Below are 1,677 nucleotides of genomic sequence, written 5' to 3'. Positions count from 1 at the left end.
CCTATGACCGGGCGACCCAGTACGCTGCGGCTTCTCGGTTCAATCGCTGATTTCCCGGCGTACTGGGTCCCCGCCTTCGCGGGGACGACGACTGTCAAGCAGGCCGAGTTCGGCCAGGATCGCGTCGGTATGCTCGCCGACTGCGGGAATGTCGCCCATGACAGGATCGACGCCGGGAATGGTGATCGCGGGCAGGAAGCTAATCAGCGGTCCGTTCGGCGAGCCCACCTTGTGGATTCGGTCGCGGGCGTGCAGCTGCGGATGCTGCAGGAAGCTTTCGACCGTGTTCATGTTGGCATTGGCAATGGCGGCGTCGTCGAGCCGCTGGATCACCTGCTCCACTGAAAATTTCGCGAATTTTTCCTCGATCAGCGCCTCCAGCGCATCGCGATTCTGCATGCGCTGCGGATTGTCTAGAAAGCGCGGATCGCTCGCCAGCGCGGCGTCATCCAGCACCTGCGCGCAGAGTGCGGTCCATTCGCGAGCGTTCTGAATGCCGAAGAACACCACCCGGCCGTCGCCGCACCGGAACGGGCCGTAGGGCGCGATGGTGGCGTGCCGGGTGCCGGTGCGGAGCAGCGGCTTGCCGGCGCCATCGGTGTAATAGGCGGGATAGCTCATCCATTCGGTCATGGAATCGAACAGCGAAACCTCGAACGCCATGCCCTTGCCGGTGCGCTCGCGATTGAACAGCGCCATCAGCACGCCATTGACGATGTACATGCCGGTCGCGGTGTCGACGACGGCGATGCCGCATTTCGCCGGCGCTTCCTGGGTGCCGTTGATCGACAGGAATCCCGCCTCGCACTGCACCAGCAGGTCGTAGGCTTTCTTCTCGCCATAGGGGCCGCCGCTGCCGTAGCCGGAAATATCGCAGGCGATCAGGCGGGGAAAGCGCGCCACCAGCGTGGCGGCATCGAGACCGAGGCGCTTCGCTGCGCCGGGCGCGAGATTCTGCAGAAACACGTCCGCCTGCGGCAACAGTGCGTCGAGCACGCGCTGGCCCTCGTCGCTTTTGACGTCGAGCGCGAGGCTCTCCTTCGATCGGTTGGTCCAGGCGAACTGGCTCGACATCCCGTTCATCACGTAATCGTAGTCGCGGCAGAAATCGCCCTTGCCCGGACGTTCGATCTTGATGACCCGCGCACCCCAGTCGGCCAGATGCCGGCTGGCCAGCGGTGCCGCAATGGCCTGTTCGAGCGAGACGACGGTGATGCCGGACAACGGCAGCTGTTCCCGATTCATGGATGCTCTCCGGCGCGCAAAGGCGCGCAATGGCCGAGGGCGTTCCTCCTCAGTGTTTGGCGGCGTCCGTGGCAGCGTTCCTGGCCGCGGCGTTGTTGAGCACGATCAGGCCATCGACGGCGACGCCGACTTTGGTGTTGATCAGGAACGGGTTGACGTCGATCGAGGCGATGCGGTTGCCGGCGTCCGTCATCAGGTTGGAGAGACCGACGATGGCTTTTATCACGGATGCCTCGTGCAGCGCGGGCTTGCCGCGATAACCCTTCAGTTTGACGCCGGCCTTGGTGCGGATGATCAACTGCCTGGCCTCGGCGGCGTCCAGCGGCGCGCCGGCCAATGCGACGTCCTTCATCAGCTCGATGTCGACGCCGCCGGTGCCGAACAGCACCACCGGTCCCATCTCGGCGTCGAGCGCAGCGCCGACCACCAGTT

General features: G+C 64.8%; 2 protein-coding genes. Both read right to left on the bottom strand.

What is annotated here, in order from left to right; translation table 11 throughout:
• Positions 1 to 39: 39 nt before the first annotated feature.
• A complete protein-coding gene (locus Q7U29_RS23750; protein WP_304745396.1) occupies positions 40 to 1,245 on the bottom strand; it encodes a CaiB/BaiF CoA-transferase family protein in 1,206 nt (401 codons plus the stop codon).
• Between the two features lie 49 nt (positions 1,246 to 1,294).
• On the bottom strand, positions 1,295 to 1,677 hold a 383-nt coding region (locus tag Q7U29_RS23745; RefSeq protein ID WP_304745394.1), incomplete at its 5' end, for an acetate--CoA ligase family protein.

The organism is Bradyrhizobium sp. (assembly GCF_030654605.1).
Taxonomy (GTDB): Bacteria; Pseudomonadota; Alphaproteobacteria; order Rhizobiales; family Xanthobacteraceae; genus Bradyrhizobium.
The sequence above is the reverse complement of the archived record's forward strand: the minus strand, read 5'-3'. Positions and strand labels throughout refer to the sequence as shown.

What these genes read in the sequence shown, in the direction of transcription:
- Q7U29_RS23750 (WP_304745396.1), bottom strand. Translation starts at nt 1,245, where the DNA reads ATGAATCGGGAACAGCTGCCGTTGTCCGGCATCACCGTCGTCTCGCTC.